Below are 19459 nucleotides of genomic sequence, written 5' to 3'. Positions count from 1 at the left end.
AATGAAGCCATTTTTAAACTGGGCCGGCGGCAAACGATGGCTAACAGTAAAGTATCCAGAATATTTTTTTTGCAGCTATGAAAGATATATAGAGCCTTTTCTGGGCAGCGGAGCAATTTTCTTTGCACACCAACCCAAAAACGCCATACTATCTGATTCGAACCAACAGCTAATTGACACATACAAGGCAGTACGTGATGATTATGATAAAGTTTTAAACATTCTCAAGATCCATGATTCCAATCACTGCACAGAATACTATTACAATACAAGAAATCGACAATGCACTAAATCTCACACTAAAGCAGCTCAATTCATATATTTGAACAGGACATGTTTCAACGGCCTATACCGCGTCAATAAAGAAGGAGTTTTCAATGTTCCCATAGGAACGAAAAAAAACGTACTTCGAGAAGACGACGATTTCTCAGCATGGGCGAGCATTTTGAAAAATGCAATCTTCTATGCTCAGGATTTTGAAAAAACGATTCAAATGGCGCATAGAGGTGATTTCGTATACGTTGATCCACCATATACTGTTCGCCACAATCAAAATGGTTTTTTAAAATATAATGAAAAGATATTCTCATGGAATGACCAGGAGAGGCTTTCTCGATCATTGAACGATGCGAGTGATAGAGGTGCGAAAATTTTGATTTCCAATGCTGATCACGACTCGATTCATTCTTTATACAGCATGGAGAGATGGACTATTGACAGGGTAACAAGGTTTAGCGGCATAGCGGCGGCTTCGGGTAATAGAAAAGGAATTACTGAAATATTAATTAGGAATTATGATTTGGAAAAATCGAATCCGTTTTTCTGATGCAACGCATCCTCATATCGTCGTTTCGTTGCGTGGTAGACGCGCTGCAAGCCTTGCAGCGCCAGCGAGTGGCGCCGGAGGAGGTCTTGCCGTTGCGTTTCGTCTCCGCACGCAGGACGCAACACCTTTCGAATTCTGCGATAGAAACACAGAATTCGAAAGGAAGGTCTATAGCCTCTGACCTGCGGCATCAAATCAAATCGGACACACGTTTTTTCCGGGCTCTTAAAATCGTCCCATAAGTTTAAAAGACGGTTTTTAGGTCACGGCCTGCTCTTACGTCCCTAAAACAGACACACTTTTTTGCCTACACCCCAAGATAATCTACGAACTTGAGGAGATATCCCGCCGCGACGACCCTCATAGCAAGGAAAGGCATTCGTCGGAAACCTTGCGGAACCGCAGTGCCATCGCGTCGACGATTATCACATCGTATGTAGCATCGATGTCGGTTCCTAGTGGTACTAGTGGTCGATATCGTACATCGCTGAGAAGCTTGCCGCTAAGGGCAGGAACCGTCGAGACTGTCGTATTATGCAGGGTTGGCATAACGCACATCGTTCTCCGCATAGCGTCTACGGTGCGCATAGAGCCCCCCCCCCCCAAAAAAAAACTATCCTCCTGCGCGCTTTTGGACATGGCGCCGCCACCCTCCGCCGGGCCATACTGTCCCTAACGTCATTCCCCTAGCTGCACCTCAGATCGACCGCACGTCGCACGTTTTCGAAGGCAAGCGCCCGCAGGCACCGCGAAGCGGGCACACGGCATGGCAAGCCCCGTTCGGAAAGGAGCAGACCGAAGGCGAAACGATCATCCGCAATCGTCGACCGACAAGACGAGAGGAAGAGGACTCATGGCTGAAGACAAGGTGGAGGTACTGCGAGCAGGTTGCTTCTTCTGCCACGTGCGCTGCGGCGTGCTGGTGACGAAGGTCAACGGCAGGATCACGAACATCGAGGGCGACCCGGACTGCCCGCACAACAAGGGCTACACGTGCTCCCGCTTGGACAAGGGACGCTACCTCGAAGGGTTCGTCTACAACCCGAACCGCCTGAAGAAGCCGCTCAAGCGCAAAGGAGAGCGCGGCGGCGGGCAGTGGGAGGAGATCTCGTGGGACCAGGCGTTCGACGAGATAGCCGCGAAGCTGGCGGAACTGCGCGACGAGTACGGCCCCGAGACGCTGGCCTTCACCGAGGGCACGGCGCGCACGTGGAGCTGGCTGCACTACAAGTTCACCAACCTGTTCGGCAGCCCGAACACCGGCGGCAACGGCACCATCTGCTACAGCTCCGACATGTGGCTCGAGCCCTGCACGTACGGCGGCTTCTGCTCCGACAAGGCCGACTGGGTGAACGCCGACCTCGTGGTGCTGTGGGGGCGCAACACCATCGCGTCGGAGCCGCTGCTGTGGCATTGGGTCGACACGAACCGCAAGGAGCGGGGGGCAAAGCTGCTGGTCATCGACCCGCGCTTCAGCGAAGTCGCCCAGCAGGCCGACCTGTTCCTGCAGCTGCGCCCCGGCACCGACGCGGCGCTCGCGCTCGGCTTCATCAACGTCATCGTCGAAGAGGACCTCTACGACCACGAGTTCGTGGACGAGTGGTGCATCGGCTTCGACGAGCTGCGCGAGCGCGCGAAGGAGTACCCGCCCGAGAAAGTGGCCGAGATCACCTGGGTCCCGGCCGACAAGATCCGCGAGGCGGCCCGCATGTACGCCACCGCGCCGTCGGCCTGCCTACCGTGGGGCCAGAAGGGCGGCGACGCCAGCGGCATCAACGCCTCGAGCGCCATCCAGGCCAAGGCCATCCTGCGCGCCATCACGGGCAACATCGACAAGAAGGGCGGCGACCAGCTGGCACCCCCGTCGCGCTTCCCCCCGGCGTTCTACGAGCACTACGCGCTCTCGCAGGAGCAGCGCGACAAGATGATCGGCAACGACCGCTTCCCCGGCCTCACGTTCAAGGGCTGGGACGTCATCTCGCAGGCGTACCCGTCGTTCTACCCGTACAGCAACGCGCCGCTGCTGTTCCGCGCCATGCGCGACGGCGACCCCTACCCCGTGAAGGCGCTCATCGTGCAGGCCGACAACCCGGTCATGGCGTTCTCGAACACGAAGCTCGTGGTGGAAGCGCTCATGAACCTGGAGCTTCTGGTGGTGCACGACTACTTCCTCACGCCCACGGCGGCGCTGGCCGACTACGCGCTGCCGGCTGCCACCTGGCTCGAGCGTCCCGACAACTGCTACGCGGTCATGAACCACCGCCCCATGTACTTCGGCGCGCAGGCCCGCGTGATAGAGCGCTTCGAAGGCGGCGCCGACGTGGACTTCCGCGACGATTACGAGTTCTTCTACGGCCTGGCCTGCCGCCTGGGCCAGGAGGACAAGTGGTGGGGCCCCACCACCGAGGGCATGCTGGACTTCCAGCTGGCTCCCATGGGCATGACGCACGAAAAGTTCTACAACGACGTGAAGTACATGGCCGGCCAGAAGAAGTTCGAGAAGTACAAGGAGCCCGGCTACAAGTTCCTCACGCCCTCGGGCAAGGTGGAGCTGAAGTCGAGCGTGGTGGAGAAGCTGGCCGCGGAAACGGGTTTGCCGTTCGACCCGCTGCCGCACTTCGAGTACCCGGGCCTCAGCGTGGAGAAGCACCCCGAATGGGAAGGCGTCTACCCGCTCGCCATGATCACCGGCGCGCGCTTCATGCCGTTCTACCACTCGGAGCACCGCCAGCCCGGCCCGTACCGCGACCTGCACCCCGACCCGATCTTCGACATCCATCCCGACACGGCCATCGACCTGGACATCCGCGACGGCGACTGGTGCTGGATCGAAACGCACATGGGCCGCATCAAGCAGCGCGCTCGCAAGACGTCCATCGTGGACCCGCGCGTCATCAGCGTGCAGCACGACTGGTGGTTCCCGGAGAAGGAAGAGGCCCTGCCGAGCCTGTTCGGGGCGTTCGAGTCGAACGCGAACGTGCTTCTGGACGACGATCCCGACACGCTCGACCAGCTCATCGGCGCTTGGCAGCAAACCGGCGTGGCCGCGAAGGTGTACAAGTGCGAGGAGCAGGACCTGTAGGAAAACGGCGCGGCGCCGAGGCGGGCCCGTTTAAGCCGCCCGAGCGCCGCGCAAACGCCCGCCCCCGTCCGGCGAGGATCGGGGGCGGGCGCATTGGCATGTTGACGATTCCCGCACGACGACCCCGTCGCGCGGACGACCAGGAAAGGCGGATGATTTTCATGGCTGCCGATCTCGACAAGCTGTTCGGTATCGACCCCGACGCGGTGACGAAGCTCAAGGACCTGGGCATCGGCACCATCGAGGACTTCTACGAAGTGGCCAAGTACCCCGACTCCCGCGCGGAACTCGCGGGGAAGATCGACGTCGACCCCTTCAAGCTGGAGGAATGGTCCTCGACGGCCGGCAACTTCATCCTCATGTCGAACTGCGAATGGTAAGGAGGCTCAACCATGTGCTTCAGGCCACCCACGGCGGAGGCGGGCGAGGTGGTGTGCCCCGGCTGCTACATCGTCGCCGAGCCGAACCCCGACGGCACCTGCCCCGAATGCGGAGCGATGATGAGGAAGCCGCAGGACCAGGCGACGGCTCCCGGCGCGCCAGGCGCTCCGGCCGCGCCGGGAGCGCCCAAGGCGCCCATGCCGCCGAAAGCGCCGGGGAATCCGGAGGGCGGCGCGTAACCCTCGACCGTAGAAAAACAGGAAGTACCTGCGGCAAGCCGTTTCGCCGCAGGTACTTCCGCGCTATCATGGAAACCGCAGTTGCCAGCGCGGCGTCGACCGGCCGCGCGCAGACGAGCCGTTCGAGGTGCCGCATGAGCCCGAAGCGCTACGAAGCGAAACTCCGCCTAGCCGAAGCGTTCGTACGCCTCGTGGAAGCCATGCCCGCCGAGCGGATCACCGTCAATATGATCGCGGAGGCGTCGGGCAAGCACCGCAAGACGTTCTACTACCACTTCGCCGACAAGGAGCAGCTGGTCGTTTGGCTGTTCCGCTACGATTTGGCAAGCGGGCTCGCCGACAAATTCCCCGAGGACCTGCTCGTGCGCGAGCAGGACTCGCCGGACAATCCGCTCGCGGAGTTCCCGTTCTACGCGCGCCGGATCGAGGAGTCGGGGCGCATCTACAACGCTCCCTTCTTCGCCGCGCTCTCCTATTCCCTGGAGAAGCGGAGGGCGTACTACCGCCGCATCTTCTCGACGCGCGGGCCGGGAACGCTCGACTTCTACCTGCACCAGCTGTTCTTTCCTGCAATCAAGGAGGACATCCTCTTCCTCATCGACCGCGAGATCGGCCGGCAGAGCGCGGTGGAGCGGAAGGCCCTGCGAGAGCGCATGACGAGCAACGCGGGAGTCGACTTCCTCGCCGAGTTCTACACGGGAGCGTTCCTGTCGCGCTTCGTCGAGCGCCTCAACTACACGTCGGCGCGACGCACCGCGCGCGACATCATCCCCTTCGAGAACGTCGTGCACGACTCGTTGGCCGCCCTCATACGGCAGGAGATCGAGAAGGCCGCCCGGGAACCGGGCTCCGAAGATCGGCCAGGGAAAGGAGGCGCCCCATGTGCATCCCCTGCGTGATGTGCGGCGCCTGCATGGACGGGAACGGCGCCGACGTCGACGACGGCCGCTGCCCCGCATGCGGCGAGCCGGTTCCCGACGACGCGCTGAGCTGCCCGCATTGCTTCACGTTCCTCTACCGCAAGCCCGCCGTGGCGGCTGAACGGCGCGAAGCGGGCCGCGACGGCCGGGAGCGGCCGGACGGCGGCGCGTAGGGCGTCCCCTCAGCCGCGCGCCCCGGCAGCCCATCCTACCCGCGTCAAGTAGTACGACTCGAGATCCCGCACGACGCCGTCGGGGCCGGCCTCGGCGGCGTGGATGGTGCCCTCGTGCGCGAAGCCGCACTTCTCGATGACGCGGCGGGAGCGGTCGTTTGACGGGTAATGCGTGCAGGAGACCAGGTCGAGCGCCAGCTCCTCGAAGCCGTAGCACAGCACCTCGCGCGACGCCTCGGTCATATAGCCGCGGCCCCAGGCGGGCTTCGCCATGGAGTAGCCCAGCATGAGGGCGTCCACGTTGCGCCGCTGCGGGTCGGGGATGAGCCCGACCGAGCCGATGCAGGGGCCCGTGCGCAACGCTGCGGATTCGTCGCCGGCCGAGGTGGCGGATCCGTCGGCGGCGGGAACCTTCTCGAACAGGCCGAACACGTGCGGCTCGCAGGCCGCGGCATCGATGAACGCGCGCGAGTCCTCGACGGTGCGGTGCATGGGCCACCCGGCGTCCGCGCCCACGTCCGGATCCGAGCAGTAGGCGAACACGTCCTCGGCGTCGTCCGGCGCGATGGCGCGCAGCACGAGCCGCTCGGTCTCGAGCACGGGGCACTCCGCCGAGGCGGCAGCGAGAAGGGCGGGCCGTGCGCCCGGATGGCGCGCCTCGGACGCGGCGAGCGCCGCGCCCAGCCGCTCCTCGTCGATCACGCGCACGCCCTCCCCGCGCAGCAGGCGCGCCGTCGCGCCGTAGCCTTCCGCCAGCGTTCCCGTGAACGTGCCGTCGTAGACGCGCCCGTTGCCGCACGACGGGCTCTTCGCCTTGAGCACGGCCAGCTTGCATTCGTTTCGCTGCACGATCTCGAGCGCCCTCTGCGCGCCTTCCATGAACGCGGCCGTGACGTCGACACCCTCCGCGTTCGTCACGCGCAGGACGCGCTCCGACGCGGCGATCTCGCTCGGTGGGCGCGGCGTGGGCAGGCCGCCGAGGACCTCCGGGCACAGCTCCACGAGCTCGATGCCGTCAACGTCTCGCAGGGACCGGGCCGCTTCGTTCGGGCAGGCCCGTCCGTCGAAGCGGCAGGGCTCTCCCATAAGGCAGGAGCTGACGGCAATCTTCAAGAGGGGCCTCTCTTCCGTGGCGTTGGGCGAACGGCGACCGAAACGCCATTCTAACACGGCGGCGCCTCCGCGGCGTTGCCCTTCGCGGGGGCTCCGCGTACAATGGGCACCCATGAGCCTCATCGACGACATACGCGCCTACGAGCCCTTCAACGAGCAGGAGACGGCCGACCGGCAGGTCATCCTGCGCGCGCTCGAGACCGATCCGCACGCGTTCGACCGTTCGTCCCCCGCCCATATGGCATGCTCCGTCTGGACGGTCGACGCCACCCGGGCGCGCACGCTCATGGTGTACCACAACCTCTACGACTCGTGGAGCTGGATCGGCGGGCACGCGGACGGCGAGCGCGACCTCGCCCGCGTGGCGCTGCGCGAGCTAAAAGAGGAGACCGGCGTCGCACACGCGCACCTCGTGCCGTGCGGACCGGGCGGCATCTACTCGCTCGAGGTGCTCACGGTGGACGGCCACGAGAAGCGCGGACGCTACGTGAGCTCGCACCTGCATTTGAACGTCACGTACCTGGCCGTGGCCTCGCCGGACGAGCCGCTGTGCGTCAAGCCCGACGAGAACAGCGGCGTGAGGTGGGTGGACCTGGACGACGTCTGCGCCGTGTCGACCGAGCCCTGGATACGGGAGCGCATCTACCGCAAGCTCATCGACAAGCTGAGCACCGTTGACCTGGGGCGACCGACCAGCTCTTAGGCGCCGCCCAGGACCCGTACTTTGCCGATTTAACGCGCGGAGCGCGCATCCGCATCCCTTCGCGCCATGGTCTGTAGTATGATGAACAGTACACCCGTTCGCGGAACAAGGAGCAGAAAGCCTATATGATCTCGGAAGACGCCATCGCGGAGCACTGTTACCCGCGCACGCTGCAGCGGGCCCAGGCGATCGCGGCCTCCGATCGGAACATCCTCACGAAGCAGGTGCGCTACGACGGCGACGAGACCGTGCTCTCCGCGTTCGTCGCCTCGAGCAACGGCTGGAACGACCGCTACCGCACCTCCGCGTCCTTCGACGAGGAGGCCGACGTCGTCACGGACTACGCGTGCACCTGCCCCGCCTACCGCGAGTACGACGGCATGTGCAAGCACTCCGCCGCGCTGCTTCTGGCCTACGGGAAGGCCCCCGAGAAATTCCTGGGCTATCGGGAGGTGCGCACGGCGTCCACGTCGCCGAGCATCGCCGCGTTCATGGAACGCGCGCGCCAGGCGGGCGCCGAGGAGCCCGGCACCGTCGATCTGGAAGCCACCGTCGCCTACGGCTACCGCACGTGGTCGGCGCATTTCCGCGTGGCCGGCCCGAACGGCTCCTACGTCCTGCGCAGCATCTCCGACTTCGTGCGCCGCATGCGCACCGGCGAGCGCTTCTCCTACGGCAAGAAGCTCGCCTTCGCCCACGTCCCCTCCGCGTTCACCGACCGCGGGCGCGCCCTCGCCCGCTTCCTGGAAAAGGCGGTCTCGCTGCGCGAGCAGGCGAATGGCCCTCTGTACGGCCGCTATCGCAGCCGAGACGAGGTGGAGCGCAGCCTGGACCTGTCCGACTGGGAGCTTATCGAGCTCCTGGACGCGCTGGACGGCACCGCGTTCACCGTCGAGGGGACCGACTACGGCACGCGTTCCGTCACGCAGGCGCGCATCGTCCACGAGGACCCGCTCGTCGACGTGCGCCTGAACCGAACGGACAAAGGCGGCTTCGTCATCGCGCGCGGAGACGACATCCCCTTCGCCGCGCAGGGAGAGCGCATGTACGTGTGGCGGGACGACCTGTTCTACCGTTGCTCTCCCGGCTTCGCGCGCACGGCCGACTTCCTGCGCAACGTGTACGAAAGCGACGACGACCGCCTGTTCGTGAGCGAGTCCGACATGCCCCTGTTCTGCGCGGCCGTGCTGCCCGCCATCGAGGAGCACCTGCACGTGGTCGCCCCCGAAGAGGTGAACGCCTACCGCCCGGTGCCCTGCCGGCTGGAGTTCTACTTCGACCGGGACAAGCGCGGAGTCACCTGCGACGCCCAAGCCGTGTACGGGGAGCGGCGCCACCCGCTGTTCGAGGCGCCGGAAGCCGGGACCGGAGGCGGAGCGCGGCAGGGCGGAAGGCCCGAGCCCTCCCCCGGCCCGCTGCGGGACGAGCGGTTGGAAGGCAGGGCGCGCGACTTGGTGGAGCGGTATTTCGACCTGCCGGATCCGTTCATCGAGATAGGCGACGACGAGGCCGTCGCGTCGCTCGTGTTCGGCGGCCTCGCCCGCTTCCAGGAACTCGGCGAGGTGTTCACCACGCCCGCCTTCGACCGGCTCTTGCGCGACAAGCAGCCGCGCATCGCCACGGGGCTCTCCCTCGCGGGGGATCTGGTGAACCTCACCGTGTCCTCCGACGACCTGCCCGCCTCGGAGCTCGCCGCGCTCCTGTCCAGCTACCGCAAGCGCAAGCGCTACCACCGGCTGCGCAACGGCGCGTTCGTGAGCCTGGAGGGCTACGACCTGGCCGAGCTCGACCGCCTCGTGGAGGATTTCGGCATCACGGCCAGGGAGCTGTCGTCGGGCACGGTGCAGCTGCCCGCCTTCCGCGCGCTCTACCTGGACGAAGCGCTTCAGGACGCCGAGCGAGACAAGTCGTTCACGCGCTACGTGGAGAACTTCCGCCGAATCGACGAGCGCGCCTACCGCGCACCGGCGTCGCTCGCGGGCACGCTGCGCCCCTACCAGGAGGCGGGCTTCCGCTGGATGAGCGCGCTCGCCGACGCGGGGTTCGGCGGCATCCTGGCCGACGAGATGGGCCTGGGCAAGTCCGTGCAGCTCATCGCCTTCCTGCTCGCGCGCCGCGACGAGGCGCGCGCCGAGGGGCCCAGCCTCATCGTATGCCCGGCATCGCTCGTGTACAACTGGAAGGCCGAGCTCGAGCGCTTCGCGCCGCAGCTGGACGTGCGCGCCATCGCGGGCACGAAGCGCGAGCGGGCCCTCGCGCGCGACGAGGCCTGCGGCGGCGCAACGTACGGAAACGGGACGGCCGGCGACGGCGCGAAGCCCTGCGACGTGCTCGTGACCTCCTACGACCTGCTGCGCATCGACGCGGACGACTACGCCCGCCGATCGTTTTTCTGCTGCGTGCTCGACGAGGCGCAGTACGTGAAGAACCATGCCACCAAGACGGCGCGCGGCGTCAAACGCGTGCGGGCCCGCCACCGCTTCGCCCTCACCGGCACGCCGGTGGAGAACCGCCCGAGCGAGCTGTGGAGCATCTTCGACTTCCTCATGCCGGGGCTCCTGGGATCCTACATGCGCTTCCGCGAGCGCTTCGAGCTGCCGCTGCTCGGCGGCGACGACGAGGCCGCGCGTCGGCTGCAGGCGCTCGTGGGGCCGTTCATGCTCAGGCGCCTGAAGGCCGACGTGCTGCGCGACTTGCCGGACAAGCTGGAATCGGTGGTGCGCGTGAGCCTGGAGGGCGAGCAGCGCCGCCTGTACGCCGCAAGCGAGCAGCAGCTGCGGGAGGCGCTGACCGAGCAGCACCGCGAGCGCAAGAGCCGGGAGAAGGACCGCACCAAGGTCGAGATACTCGCCGAGCTCACGAGGTTGCGCCAGCTGTGCTGCGACCCGGGGCTTCTGTACGAGAACTACGACGGCCCCGCCGCGAAGCTGGACGCCGTGATAGAGCTGGTGGAGTCCGCCTTGGACGCCGGGGAGAAGACGCTCGTGTTCTCGCAGTTCACAAGCTTCCTCGCGCGCATCTCGGAGCGGCTCGCGCGCGCCGGCGTGCCCCACTACACCATCACGGGCGCCACGCCCAAGAAGAAGCGCCTGGAGCTGGTGGACGCCTTCAACGCCGACGACACGCCCGCGTTCCTCGTGTCGCTCAAGGCGGGCGGCACGGGGCTCAACCTCACGGGCGCGTCGGTGGTCGTGCACGCCGACCCCTGGTGGAACGCCGCCGCGCAGAACCAGGCCACCGACCGCGCGCACCGCATCGGCCAGACGAAGGTGGTGAGCGTGCACCAGGTCATAGCAGAGGGCACCATCGAGGAGCGCATCCTGCGCCTGCAGGACGCCAAAAGCGAGCTGGCCGACCGGCTGATCGCCGGAGGCGGCGTGTCGCTGGCGTCGCTCAGCAAAGAAGAACTCGCGGACCTGCTGCAGGGATGACAAGAGGAGGGAGCCTGCGGCCTTCGTCCAGGATGGCAAGAGAGAGAGAGGGGGGGGGTGCAGCCCCCTCTCAGGATGACAGGAAAATCACTTGCTCGAAACTCAGAACTTCGCGAAGCGCTCGTAGCGGGCTTCCAGCACCTCTTCGATCGGTTGCTCGCACAGCTCGGCGAGGGTGTCTGCCACGTAGGCGCGCACCTGCTCGGCGGCGGCCTCAGGGTTCTCGTGGGCGGGAGCCGGGCCTTCGGATAGCACGGCGTCCACGATGCCCATCTGGCAGGCCTCGGCGGCGCTCATCTTCATGACGGCCGCCGCCTCGGGCGCGCGCGTGCGGTCCTTCCAGAGGATGGACGCGAAGCCCTCCGGCGACAGCACCGAGTACACGGCGTGCTCCTGCATGGCCACGCGGTCGGCCAGTGCGAGCGCGAGCGCCCCGCCGCTCCCGCCCTCGCCCAGAAGCACGCTCACCACCGGCACGCGCAAGCCCGCCAAGGCCAGCAGGTTGTCGGCGATGGCGTTGCCCTGCCCGCGCTCCTCGGCCTCCATGCCGCAGAACGCGCCCTGCGTGTCCACGAGGCACACCACAGGGCGGCCGAACTTCTCGGCCTGGCGCATGAGCCGCAAGCTCTTGCGGTACCCCTCGGGCTGCGGGCAGCCAAAGTTGCGCCGGATGCGCTCCTTCAAGTCCGCCCCCTTCTCCTGCGCGATCACCGTGACGGCGCGGCCGCCTATCCAGCCGACGCCGCACACCACCGCCTCGTCGTCGCCGAACGCGCGGTCGCCGTGCAGCTCGATGAAGCCGTCCACGAAGGTGTCGATGTAGGCCCGCGCCGTGGGACGGTGCACGTTGCGCGCGAGCTGCACGCTCTGCCATGCGCGGTTGCCGGGATCGGCGGCCATGTCCGCACCGCCGCCCACCACCACGCCGTTCACCTCGAGCGAAGCGCCCTCTTCGGCGTCGAAGCCGCCGCGCGAGAGAGCCTTCTCCAAGCGCTTGGGCATCGCGGCGCCGGAACCCCTCCGCTCGAAGCGCCCGGCGAGGCCGGACAGCAGCCGCTGCGCCCGGCGCGAACCGCGCGCGGCGGCCTCGCCGAACGGCAAGCCCCCTTCGGGCTCCAGCATGCCGTACGTCACCGTGTTGTAGGTGTCCGTGCCGTGCTCCAGGTTGTCGCGCACCTTTTGGTAGTCCACCAGGATGGAGCGCTCGCCCGGCCCGCACGAACCGCGGTCCTCCGTAGCCAGATGGATGGCCAGCAGGTGCGCAAGCGTCGCGCGCAGCTCGCCGCGCTCGACGATGGCGTCGATCAGGCCGTGCTCGAGGGCGAACTCGGCGGTTTGGAAGCCCTCGGGCAGCTCCTGCTTGATGGTGTCTTTGATGACGCGCTGGCCGGCGAAGCCGATGAGCGCGCGCGGTTCGGCCAGGATGACGTCGCCCTGCATGGCGAACGACGCGGTCACCCCGCCCGTGGTGGGGTCGGTGAGCACCGAGAGGTACGGCAGCCCCGCCTCGGCGTGACGCGCGAGCGCGCACGACACCTTCGCCATCTGCATGAGCGAGACGAGGCCCTCCTGCATGCGCGCGCCGCCCGAAGCCGTGAACACCACCACCGGCAGCCGCTCGTCGGTGGCGCGCTCCACCATGCGGCAGAGCTTCTCCCCCACGACCGAACCCATGGAGCCCATGAAGAACCGCGACTCCATGATGCCCACGGCCACGCGCAGACCGGCGATGCGGCCCTCGCCCGTACGCACGGCTTCCTCGAGGCCCGTCTTCTCGCGCTGCGCGGCCAGCTTGTCCTCGTAGCCCGGAAAGCCCAGCGGGTCGGTCTCGGGCACGCGGCGGTTCCATTCGACGAAGCTGTCCGCGTCGAGCGTGTCGTCGATGCGCTCGGCCGACGACATGCGGAAGTAGCCGCCGCACGAGGGGCACACGTAATGGCCGGACGCCAGGCTGGCCTCGTCGAACGAGAGGCCGCAGCGCGGGCAGGTGCGCCACGTCCCGTCGTCGGCGGCGGGCTTGTCGGTGGAGCAGAGTATCCAGCCGAGCGCCGGCGCGTCCGGGCTCATGGCGCGGAACACGCGGACGCCCCGCGCGGCGGCGCGGGCCAGGAAGCTGTCCACCTCGGCCAGGGGAAGAGCCTCGTCGGAGAGCAGCACCACCGCCGCCTCGCACTCGGCGGCCGCCTCCAGCACGGCGTGGCCGTTGCAGAACAGCGCGTCGGAGTATTTCTCGCCCAGGCACACCGCGCGTTGCGCCGCTTTGAGGTACCCTTCGTTGCGACGGTCCTGCGTGTAGACCGCGCAGGCGCAGAAGCCCGCGTCCGCCACGGCCTGCAACAGGCGCTTGGCCGACTTGGAGCGCGCCATCACGAGCGCGACGGGCTTGGCCGCCGGCACTGCGGCGCGCGAGACCCCCTCGGCGCGCGCGGCGGCCTGGGCCTCGCCCGGCGCCACGGCGGTGTACTCCGACATGTCGGCCGCATCCAGCGCGTTCGGGGCCACCGGAAAGCCGGCCGCCTCCTCCACCATGCGCGACAGGCGGTAGGCGACGTCGGCCGATTCCTGCGCGGGCGCCGTCTCTTCGGACGCGCTTCGCTGCGGGACGACCGCGCCGTCGGCGGAGAGCGTGATGTAGTTCTGCTTGCGTTGCTTCATCGGATGATCCCTTGCCTCTGTCTCGGGGCGCGAACGCGCCGCCTTACGCCTCGGCCTTCGCCAGCACGTACTTCTGCACGGCCGTGGCGCACACCTGGCCGTCCACGCTGGCCTCCACCTCCGCCACGCACAGGCGCGACGACGATTTCACGATGCGGGCCTTCAGCACGAGCGTCTCGCCCGGCTCCACCTGCCGACGGAACTTGGCCCCGTCGATGCCGGTGAGGAACCCGATGGACCCCTCCGCGCCGCGCTCCACCAGAATGCAGAACGAGGCCGCCTGTGCGAGCGCCTCCATGATGATGACGCCGGGCAGCACCGGATGCCCGGGAAAGTGGCCGGCGAACAGCGGGAGGGAGGGATCGACGTCCAGCTCGGCCGTCACTTCCACGCCCGGCTTGCACGCCGCAACCCGGCTCACCCAGCAGAACGGATCGCGATGCGGCAGCACCGCCTGAACGACGTCCTTGCCGCAGGGATATTCGATGTCCATGCTCTTTCCTTCCAACGTTCCTTGCCGTGCAGAGCGGTTCCGTAGGACGGCCGCCCCTACCTCCGGCGACGGCAATCCTCCGTAGGGGCGATCTCCTGATCGCCCGTTCCGGCGAAGCCGGAAAACAACCCTGTGCCGCGTTCTCGCGCTTCGCGCGAGCGGGCGATCAGGAGATCGCCCCTACGGTCAACCTGCCGATCGCCTCACGCGGGCCACAGGCCGCTACCTGCGATACGGCGAAATAGCCAAGCAGGCGTTGTGCCCGCCGAAGCCGAGGCTGTTCGACAGCGCCACCTTCTGCGGGTAGTTCGTCTTCGCCTCCGTCACGACGCTCACCGGGCACTCGGGGTCGGCTTCGGCGAAGCCGGCCGTAGGCGGCACGCAGTCGTTCATCACGGACAAGGCCGTGACGATGGCCTCGATGGCGCCGGCGGCGCCCAGCGTGTGGCCCGTCGTGCCCTTCACCGACGTGACCGGAACCGCGCGTCCCGCCTCCTCGCCGACGAGCGCCAGCAGCGCCTTCGACTCGGTGGCGTCGTTCGCCGGCGTGCCCGTGCCGTGCGCGTTCAAATGCCCCAGGTCGGCCGGCGTGAAACCGCCTTCCTCGAGCGCCTGGCGCATGGCGCGCGCCACGCCCTCGCCGCTGGGCTCGGGAGCCGTCATGTGGTAGGCGTCGCCCGTGGAGCCGAAGCCCGTGACTTCGGCCAAGATCGTCGCCCCGCGCCCCAGCGCATGCTCGAGCGACTCGAGCACCACCGCGCCCGCGCCCTCGCCCGCCACGAAACCGGCCCGGCGCGCGTCGAACGGCAGCGACGCCTGGGCGGGATCCTCCGCCTTCGTCAGCGCGCCCAGGTTCGAGAAGCCCGCCAGGCAGATGGGCGACACGGACTCCTCCGAGCCGCCCGCCAGCGCCGCGTCGATGTAGCCGTGGCGGATGTCGCGCACGGCCGAGCCGATGCAGTGCGCCCCGGTGGCGCAAGCGGTGACCACGTTGAGGCACTCGCCCTTCAAACCGTAGCGGATAGACAGGTTCCCGGCCGCGATGTTGCCGATCATCGTGGGGATGAACAGCGGGCTCACGCGTTTCGGCCCCTTCTCGGCCAGCGTGAAGAATCCGCTCTGCAGCTCGTCGATGCCGCCGATGCCCGTGCCGAACACGCACGCGATGCGCGTGGCGTCCTCGGCCTCGAGGTCCAGGCCCGACTGCGCGAGGGCCTCGTCGGAAGCCACGACGGCGTACTGCACGAAGCGCTCGAAGCGGCGCGCTTCCTTCTTCGACAGGCCGTGCTCGGTGGCGTCGAAGTCGCGCACCTCGGCGGCGATGTGCACGTCGTAGTCGGTCGTGTCGAAGCGCGTGACCGGCCCGATGCAGCAGGCGCGGCCCATGACCGCGTCCCACAGCGCGTCGGTGCCCACGCCGGCGGGCGACACCGCGCCCATGCCGGTGATGACCACGCGATGCGTGCCGTCGGGGCGGCGCGTCGATGCGTTCGTGTTCTCGCTCATAGCGACATACCTCCGTCGATGCAGACAACCTGTCCGGTGATGTAGCCCGCGTCCTCGCTGGCCAGGAAGCGCACGAGCTTCGCCACGTCCTCGGGCTCGCCGAGGCGCTTGCTGGCGATGCGCCCCACGATGGCCTCGCGCTGCTTCTCCGACAGCGCGTCGGTCATGTCGGTGGCGATGAAGCCCGGCGCCACCGCGTTCGCCGTTATGTTGCGGGCGGCCAGCTCGCGGGCGATGGACTTCGTGAGGCCGATGACGCCGGCCTTCGAGGCCGCGTAGTTCGCCTGGCCCGCGTTGCCCGCCACGCCCACGACGCTCGACATGTTGACGATGCGTCCGTAGCGCTGCTTCATCATGCGCTGGGCCGCGGCCTTGCAGCAGTTGAACGTGCCCTTGAGGTTCACGTCGATCACCGCGTCGAAGTCCTCGTCCTTCATGCGCGCCAGCAGCCCGTCGCGCGTGATGCCGGCGTTGTTCACCAGCACGTCCACGCGGCCGAACGCCTCATGGGCGGCGTCGATGAGCGCCTGCGCCTCGGCCGAGTCGGCCACGTTGGCGGCCACCGCGATGGCGCGCACGCCGTGGTCGGCTGCAAGCTGCGCTGCCAGCTCTTGCGCGGCGGGCAGACCGCCCTCGCTCGAGCAGTTCACGCACACGTCGAAGCCCGCGCGCGCCAGCTCCTCGGCCACCGCGCGGCCGATGCCGCGGTTCGATCCGGTGACGACCGCGCTTCGACGCGGGGTTTCGGTTTCGTTGGTCATGGGAGAAAAAGCTCCTATTCGGAATCGGTTGCGGAAGCTGCGGCCAGGTATCCGTCGAAGCTCGCGCGATCCTGGACGCAGGCGCGCGTCGCGCTCTTGTCGATGCGCTTCACGAGGTTCGCCAAAACGCCGCCGAAGCCGACTTCGACGAACGAGTCGGTGCCGGAACGGGCAAGCGCCTCGACGCTCTGCTGGAAGCGGACGGGGCTCGTGAGATGGCGCACGAGATGGTCGCGCGCCTCGGCGGCGGACAGCGGCGCGGCGGTGACGTTGCAGACAAGCGGGATGCGCGGCTCAGAGAACTCGACGCCCTTCAGGTAGTCGGCGAGCCCTGCCGCGGCATCGGCCATGAGCGGGCTGTGGAACGCGCCCGACGTGGCCAGACGCGACGAGCGCCTCCCCGCCTCGGCCCACGCCGCCTCGGCGCGCGCGACGGCCGCCGGCGCGCCGGCGACGACGATCTGCCCCGGGCAGTTGAAGTTCGCGGGCACCAGCACCTCGCCCTCGGCGCACCGCTCGCAGAGCGCGTCGACGCTCTCTTCGTCGGCCTTCAAGAGGGCGCTCATAGCCCCCGGATGGGCGGCGGCCGCCTCGGCCATGAGCTCCGAGCGCGCCTTCACGAACGCGAACGTCGCCTCGTCGGAAAGCATGCCCGACACGGCAAGCGCGCTCACCTGCCCCAGCGAGAAGCCCAGCACCGCCGCCGGCTCCACGCCGCGCGCCATGAGGACGCGCGCGATGCCCACCGACAGCACGCACAGCGCCGGCTGGGCGTTGCGCGTGTCGTTGAGCTTCTCAGGCTCCGCGTTGAGCACGAGATCGGCCACGTCGCACCCGAGCACGTCGGACGCGCAGGCGAAAACCTCCCTCACCTCTTTCACAGCGAGGAGATCGCCCCCCATCCCCGGCTTCTGCGATCCCTGCCCCGAAAACATGAACACAGGCGCGCCAGCGGGGATAACGGGGATCGCCGAACCGGAACAGGGCTGGACGGCGTCGTCCACCAAGCGAGTTCCGCAGCGCAGCGAGGACTGTTCGAGCGACTGGGCGATGTCGTCCAGCCCTCCCGCAGGTTGAAAATCGTCCATCAAGAGCCCCTTAGATCGCGCGCCCGCGCCGGGCGCTCAGCGCAGCCAGTGCTTCCAAGTTAAGCCCGCCCAGAGCCTCGGCCTCTTCGATCATCCGAGCGATAGCCTCGGCCGCCGTCGCGCGCTCGTGCACGAGCGCGGCCGACTGGCCGGCCATCATGGTGCCGTTGTCCACGTCGCCCTCGATGGCGCGCTTGAGCGATCCCACGTACATGGCCTCCAACTCGTCGCCGTTGGCCGCCACGTCGCCCTCGAGCGACCGCGCTTTGCGGGCGAACTTGTTCTTCAGGCAGCGCACGGGATGCCCGCTGCCGCGGCCCGTGACGATGGTGTCGGCGTCCTTGGCGGCGATCACCTTGTCCTTGTACGCGTCGGCGATGGTGCACTCGTCCACCGTGAGGAAGCGGGTGCCTACCTGCACGCCCTCGGCGCCCAGCGCGAAGGCGGCGGCCATGCCGCGCCCGTCGGCGATGCCGCCGGCGGCGATCACGGGGATGGACACGGCGTCGCACACCGCGGGGATGAGCGCCATCGTGGTCAGCTCGCCGATGTGGCCGCCGGCCTCGGTGCCCTCGGCCACCACGGCATCGGCGCCCAAGCGCTCCATGCGCGCAGCCAGCGCGCTCGAGGCCACCACGGGCACCACCTTGATGCCGGCTTCCTTCCACATCGGCAGGTAGTTCGCCGGGCTGCCCGCGCCCGTCGTGATGACGTCCACCTTGAGCCGGGCCAGAAGCTCGGCCGTCTCGCCGGCGTTCGGATCCATGAGCATGACGTTCGCGCCGATGGGCTTGTCGGTCATCGAGCGGGCGATGCGCACCTGCTCCTCCACCCAATCGAGCGGCGCGCCGCCGCATGCGATGATGCCCAGGCCGCCGGCCTCGCTCACCGCGCCGGCCAGGCTCGCGTTGGCGATGCGCGCCATGGCGCCCTGGATGACGGGCACCTCGATGCCCAGCAGTTCCGTGATACGCGTCTTCATGCTCAAGTTCGCTCCTCTTCTTCCGGCGTGCGTCAAAGCAAGGGCCCCGCATCGGGGCCCGATCGGCATGCGCTTACTTCAACGAGTCGATGTGCGCGACGAGCTGGCCGATGGTCTCGATGCCCTCGGGCTCGCCGAACTCGACCTCGCATTTCTCCTCCAAATCGCAGATGAGCTCGACCATGTCGAGCGAGTCCACGCCGAGCGATTCCAGCGTGGCGTCCTCGGTGACCTTGTCGGCCTCGAGGTCGAGGTTCTCCACGAGGACTTCCTTCACGGTGTCGATGGTAGCCATGGTTGCGTTCCTTTCGCGTCATGCCAATTAGTTTGATAATCAAAGTATTTCTACCGAAGTAATGGTATGGTGACGGACTTTCGATTGCAAGGCCCCTCGCCGCCCCTCCACGATTTCTGCGGCCTTCCCCTCTCTTCTTCCGCCCCGTTCCCGACGAGCCCCCGGGATGCTGCAACGCTTCCAGCCGAGTCATCCAGCCATGAACAGGGCGGCGCGGTCGTGCAGTGCGACGAACAATCGCTGCGTGTGTGAGGAGTGCTGTACGACCGCGCCGCCCGCCCCACAGGTCGATATCCCCTAAGCCTGAGAATCGAAAAACGCCTTCACCTTCGCCAGCGCGTCGGCGAACACGCGCTCCTCTTCGTCGGTGAGGTCGGCCAGCGCCTCGTCGATCATCTGGTGGTGGAACAGGTTGTGCGCGCGCAGCACCTGTCTGCCCTTCTTGGTGAGCGACACCAGCACCTTGCGCCGGTCGTCCTCCGCCCGCGTGCGGTCGACGAACCCCTTCCGGGCCAATTTGTTCACCGCCGTGGTCAGCGTGGCCAGCGTCACGTTCAGGCGCGCGGCCACCACGTTCATCGGATTGCGCTCGTGCAGGCCGATGGCCACGATGGTGTGCACTTCGGTGATGGTCAATCCATGCGTCAGGCGGTTGTCGAGCGATTGCTCCTCGATGCGCAAGATGGAGTTGAACGTGCCGGACAGCAGGTCGTCGATCTCCTCGCGTCGCTGCCGCGACGCGCTCGCCTCCTTGCTGGAACCGTTCATTCCCGCCTCCTTCTCGTTCGTCGCCTCACGTCATCCGCATCAT

Annotated in this window: 17 protein-coding genes and 1 pseudogene; 8 read left to right on the top strand and 10 right to left on the bottom strand. The window is 67.1% G+C overall.

What is annotated here, in order from left to right:
• The first annotated feature begins 1 nt into the window (after position 1).
• The gene (locus tag C1878_RS13755) at positions 2–826 is read left to right on the top strand and encodes a Dam family site-specific DNA-(adenine-N6)-methyltransferase (protein ID WP_114602183.1); all 825 of its coding nucleotides are present in this window, start codon (positions 2–4) and stop codon (positions 824–826) included.
• A 16-nt stretch (positions 827–842) separates the two neighbouring features.
• Here C1878_RS13755 and C1878_RS13750 read toward each other — a convergent pair.
• Positions 843–960 (bottom strand): annotated as a pseudogene (locus tag C1878_RS13750) (IS256 family transposase); the annotation flags it as partial.
• Positions 961–1679: 719 nt separating this feature from the next.
• Between C1878_RS13750 and C1878_RS13745 the strand changes: the two are divergent.
• From C1878_RS13745 to C1878_RS13730, 5 genes are all read left to right on the top strand, one after another.
• Positions 1680–3908 carry a molybdopterin-dependent oxidoreductase gene (locus C1878_RS13745; RefSeq protein WP_158539817.1) on the top strand — a complete coding sequence of 743 codons (2229 nt, stop codon included), beginning with the start codon at positions 1680–1682 and terminating at the stop codon, positions 3906–3908.
• A 161-nt stretch (positions 3909–4069) separates the two neighbouring features.
• A complete protein-coding gene (locus C1878_RS13740) occupies positions 4070–4288 on the top strand; it encodes a hypothetical protein (RefSeq protein WP_147272955.1) in 219 nt (72 codons plus the stop codon).
• 12 nt (positions 4289–4300) lie between these two features.
• Entirely contained in the window at positions 4301–4528 is a 228-nt protein-coding gene (locus C1878_RS16470) for a hypothetical protein (RefSeq protein WP_147272954.1), read from the top strand.
• Between the two features lie 134 nt (positions 4529–4662).
• The gene (locus C1878_RS13735; RefSeq protein ID WP_158539816.1) at positions 4663–5427 is read left to right on the top strand and encodes a TetR family transcriptional regulator; all 765 of its coding nucleotides are present in this window, start codon (positions 4663–4665) and stop codon (positions 5425–5427) included.
• The gene (locus tag C1878_RS13730) at positions 5409–5621 is read left to right on the top strand and encodes a zinc-ribbon domain-containing protein (protein ID WP_114602179.1); all 213 of its coding nucleotides are present in this window, start codon (positions 5409–5411) and stop codon (positions 5619–5621) included. Before C1878_RS13735 ends, C1878_RS13730 begins: the two co-directional genes overlap by 19 nt.
• 9 nt (positions 5622–5630) lie before the next feature.
• On the opposite strand, the gene C1878_RS13725 is transcribed toward C1878_RS13730, so the two are convergent.
• A complete protein-coding gene (locus C1878_RS13725) occupies positions 5631–6734 on the bottom strand; it encodes a GNAT family N-acetyltransferase (RefSeq protein ID WP_114602178.1) in 1104 nt (367 codons plus the stop codon).
• Positions 6735–6846: 112 nt separating this feature from the next.
• Between C1878_RS13725 and C1878_RS13720 the strand changes: the two genes are divergently transcribed.
• Positions 6847–7437 (top strand): NUDIX hydrolase, encoded by a 591-nt coding sequence (locus tag C1878_RS13720; RefSeq protein ID WP_114602177.1) that lies wholly within the window; start codon positions 6847–6849, stop codon positions 7435–7437.
• A 125-nt stretch (positions 7438–7562) separates the two neighbouring features.
• A complete protein-coding gene (locus C1878_RS13715; protein WP_114602176.1) occupies positions 7563–10868 on the top strand; it encodes a DEAD/DEAH box helicase in 3306 nt (1101 codons plus the stop codon).
• Between the two features lie 102 nt (positions 10869–10970).
• Here the strand turns inward: C1878_RS13715 and C1878_RS13710 are convergent, their stop codons facing one another.
• From C1878_RS13710 to C1878_RS13675, 8 genes are all read right to left on the bottom strand, one after another.
• Positions 10971–13523, bottom strand: coding sequence for an acetyl-CoA carboxylase carboxyltransferase subunit alpha (locus C1878_RS13710; RefSeq protein WP_114602175.1), 2553 nt, complete (start codon positions 13521–13523; stop codon positions 10971–10973).
• Positions 13524–13566: 43 nt separating this feature from the next.
• Positions 13567–14016 (bottom strand): 3-hydroxyacyl-ACP dehydratase FabZ, encoded by a 450-nt coding sequence (gene fabZ / locus C1878_RS13705; RefSeq protein ID WP_114602174.1) that lies wholly within the window; start codon positions 14014–14016, stop codon positions 13567–13569.
• Between the two features lie 222 nt (positions 14017–14238).
• A complete protein-coding gene (gene fabF / locus C1878_RS13700; RefSeq protein ID WP_114602173.1) occupies positions 14239–15522 on the bottom strand; it encodes a beta-ketoacyl-ACP synthase II in 1284 nt (427 codons plus the stop codon).
• Positions 15519–16283 (bottom strand): 3-oxoacyl-[acyl-carrier-protein] reductase, encoded by a 765-nt coding sequence (gene fabG, locus C1878_RS13695; RefSeq protein ID WP_114602172.1) that lies wholly within the window; start codon positions 16281–16283, stop codon positions 15519–15521. Before fabG ends, fabF begins: the two co-directional genes overlap by 4 nt.
• Positions 16284–16297: 14 nt before the next feature.
• Positions 16298–17218 (bottom strand): ACP S-malonyltransferase, encoded by a 921-nt coding sequence (locus tag C1878_RS13690; RefSeq protein WP_241963762.1) that lies wholly within the window; start codon positions 17216–17218, stop codon positions 16298–16300.
• 163 nt (positions 17219–17381) lie between these two features.
• A complete protein-coding gene (locus C1878_RS13685) occupies positions 17382–18353 on the bottom strand; it encodes a nitronate monooxygenase (RefSeq protein WP_167510335.1) in 972 nt (323 codons plus the stop codon).
• A 73-nt stretch (positions 18354–18426) separates the two neighbouring features.
• Positions 18427–18648 (bottom strand): acyl carrier protein, encoded by a 222-nt coding sequence (locus C1878_RS13680; protein WP_114602169.1) that lies wholly within the window; start codon positions 18646–18648, stop codon positions 18427–18429.
• 297 nt (positions 18649–18945) lie between these two features.
• The gene (locus C1878_RS13675; protein ID WP_114602168.1) at positions 18946–19416 is read right to left on the bottom strand and encodes a MarR family winged helix-turn-helix transcriptional regulator; all 471 of its coding nucleotides are present in this window, start codon (positions 19414–19416) and stop codon (positions 18946–18948) included.
• Between the last annotated feature and the right edge of the window lie 43 nt (positions 19417–19459).

It is taken from the genome of Gordonibacter sp. 28C (assembly GCF_003339845.1).
In the GTDB taxonomy this organism is placed as follows: Bacteria; Actinomycetota; Coriobacteriia; order Coriobacteriales; family Eggerthellaceae; genus Gordonibacter.
The sequence above is the reverse complement of the archived record's forward strand: the minus strand, read 5'-3'. Positions and strand labels throughout refer to the sequence as shown.

Excerpts from the sequence above, each read along its gene's own strand:
- C1878_RS13755 (WP_114602183.1), top strand. The coding sequence starts at position 2 with ATGAAGCCATTTTTAAACTGGGCCGGCGGCAAACGATGGCTAACAGTA.
- C1878_RS13745 (WP_158539817.1), top strand. The coding sequence starts at position 1,680 with ATGGCTGAAGACAAGGTGGAGGTACTGCGAGCAGGTTGCTTCTTCTGC.
- C1878_RS13740 (WP_147272955.1), top strand. The coding sequence starts at position 4,070 with ATGGCTGCCGATCTCGACAAGCTGTTCGGTATCGACCCCGACGCGGTG.
- C1878_RS16470 (WP_147272954.1), top strand. The coding sequence starts at position 4,301 with ATGTGCTTCAGGCCACCCACGGCGGAGGCGGGCGAGGTGGTGTGCCCC.
- C1878_RS13735 (WP_158539816.1), top strand. The coding sequence starts at position 4,663 with ATGAGCCCGAAGCGCTACGAAGCGAAACTCCGCCTAGCCGAAGCGTTC.
- C1878_RS13730 (WP_114602179.1), top strand. The coding sequence starts at position 5,409 with ATGTGCATCCCCTGCGTGATGTGCGGCGCCTGCATGGACGGGAACGGC.
- C1878_RS13720 (WP_114602177.1), top strand. The coding sequence starts at position 6,847 with ATGAGCCTCATCGACGACATACGCGCCTACGAGCCCTTCAACGAGCAG.
- C1878_RS13715 (WP_114602176.1), top strand. The coding sequence starts at position 7,563 with ATGATCTCGGAAGACGCCATCGCGGAGCACTGTTACCCGCGCACGCTG.
- C1878_RS13710 (WP_114602175.1), bottom strand. The coding sequence starts at position 13,523 with ATGAAGCAACGCAAGCAGAACTACATCACGCTCTCCGCCGACGGCGCG.
- fabZ (WP_114602174.1), bottom strand. The coding sequence starts at position 14,016 with ATGGACATCGAATATCCCTGCGGCAAGGACGTCGTTCAGGCGGTGCTG.
- fabF (WP_114602173.1), bottom strand. The coding sequence starts at position 15,522 with ATGAGCGAGAACACGAACGCATCGACGCGCCGCCCCGACGGCACGCAT.
- fabG (WP_114602172.1), bottom strand. The coding sequence starts at position 16,283 with ATGACCAACGAAACCGAAACCCCGCGTCGAAGCGCGGTCGTCACCGGA.
- C1878_RS13690 (WP_241963762.1), bottom strand. The coding sequence starts at position 17,218 with ATGTTTTCGGGGCAGGGATCGCAGAAGCCGGGGATGGGGGGCGATCTC.
- C1878_RS13685 (WP_167510335.1), bottom strand. The coding sequence starts at position 18,353 with ATGAAGACGCGTATCACGGAACTGCTGGGCATCGAGGTGCCCGTCATC.
- C1878_RS13680 (WP_114602169.1), bottom strand. The coding sequence starts at position 18,648 with ATGGCTACCATCGACACCGTGAAGGAAGTCCTCGTGGAGAACCTCGAC.
- C1878_RS13675 (WP_114602168.1), bottom strand. The coding sequence starts at position 19,416 with ATGAACGGTTCCAGCAAGGAGGCGAGCGCGTCGCGGCAGCGACGCGAG.